A 5045-nucleotide genomic window follows, 5' to 3' on the forward strand; every position below is an offset into this window, starting at 1 on the left:
CAAACACCTCTCTCGGGATGCCGAACCTCTCGCTCAGTTCCCGCACATGCCGGTTCACTCCCGCTCCGTCCCCCAGTGCGCCTCCTCACCCTCGCTTCGCTCGCCCTCCCCTCCCCGAGTAGAGGGATGGGGTGAGGAGCGGCCCTTGCGTATCAGTGCAATGAAGAAGGGCTCCGTGTCGTTGTCCTGTGGCAGGATTCTCCGGCACCGGCTGACAGCCTCCGCAAATGACTCACGTCCCCATTCACGAAGCCCCGGCCGCATCACGAGACCAGGCAGTTCGAACTCTTGGACTTCCGCCTCGGGCTGACGCGCCAGCAGGTGCGCCACAACGGACTCGTTCTCTTCGGGTGCAACCGTGCAGGTTGAGTAGACCATCACGCCACCGGGCTTGAGCGCAAGGTATCCGGCCAGTATCAGCCGCTTCTGAACCGATGGGAAGCGTTCGATTGTCGCCACCGACCACCGGTCGAGCGCCTGTGCAGACTTGCGAATCGTACCCTCGGAAGAACAAGGCGCATCGACCAGCACCCGGTAGCAGGTTCCCGCAACCATCCTCCCCAGGCTCGACCCGTCCATCCTGCATACGGCCACGTTCAGGCACCCGGCGCGGTCCACGTTGCCGATGAGCCCGCGCACGCGTGTCGGCGACGGGTCATTGGAAATGATGAGCCCCGTGTTCTGCATCATAGCCGACATCTCGGTTGTCTTTGAGCCGGGTGCTGCGGCAATGTCCAGCACTCGCTCGCCCGGCTGTGGTTGCAGGACCAGCGGTGGAACCATCGATGCCGCCTCCTGCACGTAGATGAGCCCAACGAAGTGCTCGATGCGCTTGCCCAGCGCGGGAAAATGGGGACTGTACCGCGCGTCCTCGCGCCCCGAGGGACTGTCCCCATTTTCCGGGAGGACGAACCCCAGTTCATACCACGGCAGCGGCTCCGGCATCAAGTCTACCATCAGGCCCAGTACCTGTTCACGCGTGGCCTTGTGTGTGTTGACCCTGAACGTCCGGCGCAACGGGCGCTGCATGGCATCCAGGAACGCATCGAAATCAGGGATGAACTGCGAGTAACGGTCGATGAATCCCTGCGGGAACCTGCGCTTCAGCATCGCCAAGCCTCAAGCCCCGAGCTCCAAGCCGCAGACCTCGGCCTTTCGGTCATTCGAACTTCAATCGTCATTCGGACTTCGTCATTCGTCATTGGTCCGAGTGACCGTTCTCGACCAACTGTCCAGCCTCCGCAACGCATCCAGCTTCTCCTTGTTCCCCAGCTTCGCCTCCCGAATGCCCTTGTCGAGGAAAGCGACCGAGCGGTCATAGGCATTGCGGTCAACAGGATATGGCCAACCATCCTTGCCACCGACTGCGAAGGTGTAGGTTACCGGGTCGCGGAAGCTCAAAGGGGCACCGTGTGTCACCTCTGCTATCAGTGCGAGTGCGCGTATTGTCTTCGGCCCGATCCCCGGTTGCAGCAGCAGCGCAGTGAAGTCCTCCGGAGGTTTCTCGTAGGTGCCGACGAGCGCCTTCTGCAGGTACTTTGGGTTGACGTCAGCGAGCCCAACCGGATGCTGTTCGGGCATACCAAGTGCCCGAAAACGGGGACTGTACCGCGCGTCCTCGCGCTCCGGGGGACTGTCCCCGCTTTCGGGCCCGCGGGCCAGGGCGAGCCGGACCCTCTCAAATTCCCGTACGGTCACATCGGGCGAGCGACCAGAGATGGCGGCCACTGCCTGCCTTGCCGTCTGCGCTTCGGCCGCAACCATATTCAGCGGCTTGCCCATATGGTCGCACGCTATCCCCTGGTGAGGCTCGCAGACGAAGTCCTCAAGCTCCTCTGACAGCCAATGATACCTTCTCGCCCAGCGCGTGTCGGTGTTCATCCCCTGCTGCACCACTGCCCAACGCCCCTGGGTCGTACCGATGAAGACGTGCTGGTAGATCTGGAACCCGTCCTGCAATGCCGCGGAATCGACCTTGGCGCTCAGCCGGCTCGCTTTCACGAGTGTATCTCCATCCAGGCTGAACTGCTCGGAGAAGCCGGCAATCTCGCCCGGTGTCTTGCGCGACGCCCCGCCCTTGCCGCCGCAGACGTAGAGACCGAGGCTCGCCTCCTGCCCCTTCACCGCCTCTTTGAGTGCGCCGCAAACGGTCGTAGTCACTCCCGACGAGTGCCAGTCGAATCCCAGCACGCAACCGAAGCTCTGGAACCAGACCGGGTCGCTGAACCGCCTGAGCAGTTCGTCCGGGCCGTAATCGGTCACGACTATCTCGGTCACGGCTCGGCACAGCTTCACCATCCGCTGGAACAGCCAAGCCGGCGCCTTGCCCCAGTGCAGGGGCATCATCGCGACTCCGCGTCTCACGACTCAAGTCTACGAAGCCCAGGCTCAAGCTCAAGCGCATCGAGAGTGGTCTAGTGATCCAGTGACCCAGTGGTCCAGTGGCGAACTCCGAGGTCCTCACTAGACCACTTGACCACACTCCAGCCACTGCTATACTCGCCGGGTCAAGATGTACCGCAGACGGCGTGAAGCTTGGTCGGGAATTGCCTGGCTCCTGCCGGCGCTGATCATCCTCATCGGCTTCCGCGTGATCCCGATAATCCTGTCGGTCCGCATGAGCCTCTACGACTGGGGCATGGCCGGCGCCCGGGCCTTTGTCGGCCTCGGCAACTACGCTGCGGTCCTGCGCGACCCGGTCTTCTGGCAGTCGCTCGCGAACACCGGCTGGTACGTGCTCTTCGAAGTGCCAACCATCCTCTTCGTTTCGCTCTTTGTCGCCATCCTGCTCAATCAGAAGATACGCGGGCTCGGCGTGTATCGCACCATCTACTACCTGCCGGTGGTCACCTCGATCGTTGCGGTCTCGGTCGTCTGGCGCTGGATACTCCAGCCGGACCGTGGACTTATGAACTACATCCTCTCGTGGTTTCACATCTCGGGCGTCCGCTGGCTCCAGGACCCGCGCGGCCTGTTCCAGCTCATCGCCGGCCCGTCGGTACAACTGCCATCCGGCCTGCGTGGCCCGTCAATCGCGCTTCTCTCGCTCGTGCTGATGGGCATCTGGAAAGGCATCGGGTACAGCACCATCATCTTCCTGGCCGGGCTGCAGAACATCGACAAGTCCTACTACGAGGCCGCGCGCATAGACGGCGCCGGCCGCTGGGCAACATTCCGGAAGATAACCTGGCCGCTCATATCGCCGACGACCTACTACGTCCTCATCATGTCCTGCATCAGCGCCTTTGAGACCTTTGCCCAGGTCTGGATAATGACCGGCCCGCCGGCCGGCGGCCCGCTCTCCACAACCAAGGTTGTGATGTACTACTTCTACGAGACCTCGTTCGAACTCTGGCGGCTCGGCTACGGCGCTGCCATCGCCTTCATCGCCTTCGCCATCATCCTCGCCCTCACCATCCTCCAGCGTCTCTTCCTCGAACGGAGAGTGCAGTATGGATAGAGCCCAGCCTCCAGCCGCAAGCCCCAAGCCGCAAGCTCCGGCCATTCGGTCATTCGAGCTTCATTCGTCATTCGTGCTTCGTCATTCGGATTTCCGCCAATGAGGACCAGCAACTTCCCGATCCACCTGCTCCTCATCATTGGCGGCATCGCCATGGTGCTTCCGTTCTTCTGGATGCTCTCGACTTCGCTGAAGACGCCGCTGGAAGCACTCAGGTTCCCGCCCACGTCGTGGCCGAGTTCGATGCAGTTCTCGAACTACACCGAGGTGTTCAGGCAGATCCCGCTCTGGCGCTACTTCGCGAACACGGTGCTCGTCACCGCGCTCAGCCTGTTCGGTGTTCTCGCGACCGGCGTGATGGCGGCGTATGCATTTGCCCGGTTCCGTTTCCCCGGCCGCGAGGTCCTCTTCATGGGCTTCCTTGCCCTGATGATGATTCCGCTGCCTGTCTACCTTGTCCCGTCCTACATCATCCTCTTCAAGCTGGGCTGGATCGATACCTACGCGGCGATGATCGTGCCGTGGACCGTGAACATCTTCGCCATCTTCCTCTTGAGGCAGCACATCCGCCAGCTACCGAACGACCTCTTCGACGCGGCCCGTATCGACGGCTGCTCGAACTGGACCACGCTGCGCAAGGTCGTCCTGCCGCTCTGCAAAGCTCCTTTGGTCACGATAGCGGTCTTCAACGTCATCGCCTCCTGGAACTCATTCTTCTGGCCCCTGATCGTGACGAACTCGGACAAGATACGTCCGCTGCAGGTCGGCCTGGCCTACTTCTCGCGGGAACAGACGACCAACTACACGCTGCTAATGGCCGCGACCACGCTCGCGGTCATACCGCTGATTCTCCTCTTCTTCGCGGCCCAGAGACAGATCATCCAATCCCAGGCCAGGTCAGGACTCAAGGAATAGGCCGCGTCACGCGACCGCTGGTTTGACTCAGTCTGGTTCATACTGCTCTCCTTTGTACGGCTCAGTAGATTGCCGTCACTAAGGAATTGCGGGTTTCCGTCGGTTTTGGTCAAAGCGACATCGCGTAAGTCACGTATTCCACGTCCAGGGGTCGCTGGGGGGGATACTCCCCCGGAGACTCTCCCTGCATATCCGGGGGCATATCTCCGGGCATCTGGCTGGGCATCTGTCCCGGTATCCTTCCCGGCATCTGGGAGGGCATCTCTCCGGAAATCGGACTCAGGCACTGGGAAGGATGCTCTCCCCGTATCCCGGTGGGAATCTCCCTGAACATCTCGGAGGGGAACTCTGAGCGCATCTCCCCCGGCATCTGGGAGGGCATCTCCCCCGGTATCTGGGAGGGCATCTGGGAGGGCATCTCCCCCGGCATCTGGGAGGGCATCCGGCCCTGTACGAGGTTCCTACCGCCTGCCGAAGAGGGTCAAGTGCCGATTTGTCTGCAAATAGGTGGCTTCGTGTTTTGGTGTGTTCATGCGACTGGCGCGGTCGGAAGCGGCTGGCTGAGCGCGTCCCACAACGCCAGTTCCTTCATGTCCAGATACGTGGGTTGAGCAGCCCACTCACCCGCTTCTTCCTGAGCCAACGCCGTGATCAGACGCAGACAGGCTGC

General features: G+C 61.8%; 4 protein-coding genes. 2 read left to right on the forward strand and 2 right to left on the reverse strand.

All coding sequences use genetic code 11. From position 1 onward, the window contains the following. Positions 1 to 54: 54 nt before the first annotated feature. Both FJY68_13310 and FJY68_13315 read right to left on the reverse strand, forming a co-directional pair. Positions 55 to 1110, reverse strand: coding sequence for an RsmB/NOP family class I SAM-dependent RNA methyltransferase (locus tag FJY68_13310; GenBank protein MBM3332802.1), 1056 nt, complete (start codon positions 1108 to 1110; stop codon positions 55 to 57). 81 nt (positions 1111 to 1191) lie between these two features. Next, positions 1192 to 2364: a DUF763 domain-containing protein gene (locus tag FJY68_13315; protein ID MBM3332803.1), complete on the reverse strand. Its 1173-nt coding sequence runs from the start codon at positions 2362 to 2364 to the stop codon at positions 1192 to 1194. A gap of 148 nt (positions 2365 to 2512) precedes the next feature. On the opposite strand from FJY68_13315, the gene FJY68_13320 reads away from it, so the two are divergent. Together FJY68_13320 and FJY68_13325 are read left to right on the forward strand one after the other, a co-directional pair. Then, positions 2513 to 3460, forward strand: coding sequence for a sugar ABC transporter permease (locus FJY68_13320; protein MBM3332804.1), 948 nt, complete (start codon positions 2513 to 2515; stop codon positions 3458 to 3460). 99 nt (positions 3461 to 3559) lie between these two features. After that, positions 3560 to 4375, forward strand: coding sequence for a carbohydrate ABC transporter permease (locus tag FJY68_13325; GenBank protein ID MBM3332805.1), 816 nt, complete (start codon positions 3560 to 3562; stop codon positions 4373 to 4375). Positions 4376 to 5045: the final 670 nt, after the last annotated feature.

Source organism: candidate division WOR-3 bacterium (genome assembly GCA_016867815.1).
Taxonomy (GTDB): domain Bacteria; phylum Hydrothermota; class Tepidihabitantia; order Tepidihabitantales; family Tepidihabitantaceae; genus UBA2258.

Bases quoted from the DNA above. Each gene is read 5' to 3' on its own strand.
- FJY68_13325 (MBM3332805.1), top strand. From the start codon at position 3,560: ATGAGGACCAGCAACTTCCCGATCCACCTGCTCCTCATCATTGGCGGC.
- FJY68_13320 (MBM3332804.1), top strand. From the start codon at position 2,513: ATGTACCGCAGACGGCGTGAAGCTTGGTCGGGAATTGCCTGGCTCCTG.
- FJY68_13310 (MBM3332802.1), bottom strand. From the start codon at position 1,110: ATGCTGAAGCGCAGGTTCCCGCAGGGATTCATCGACCGTTACTCGCAG.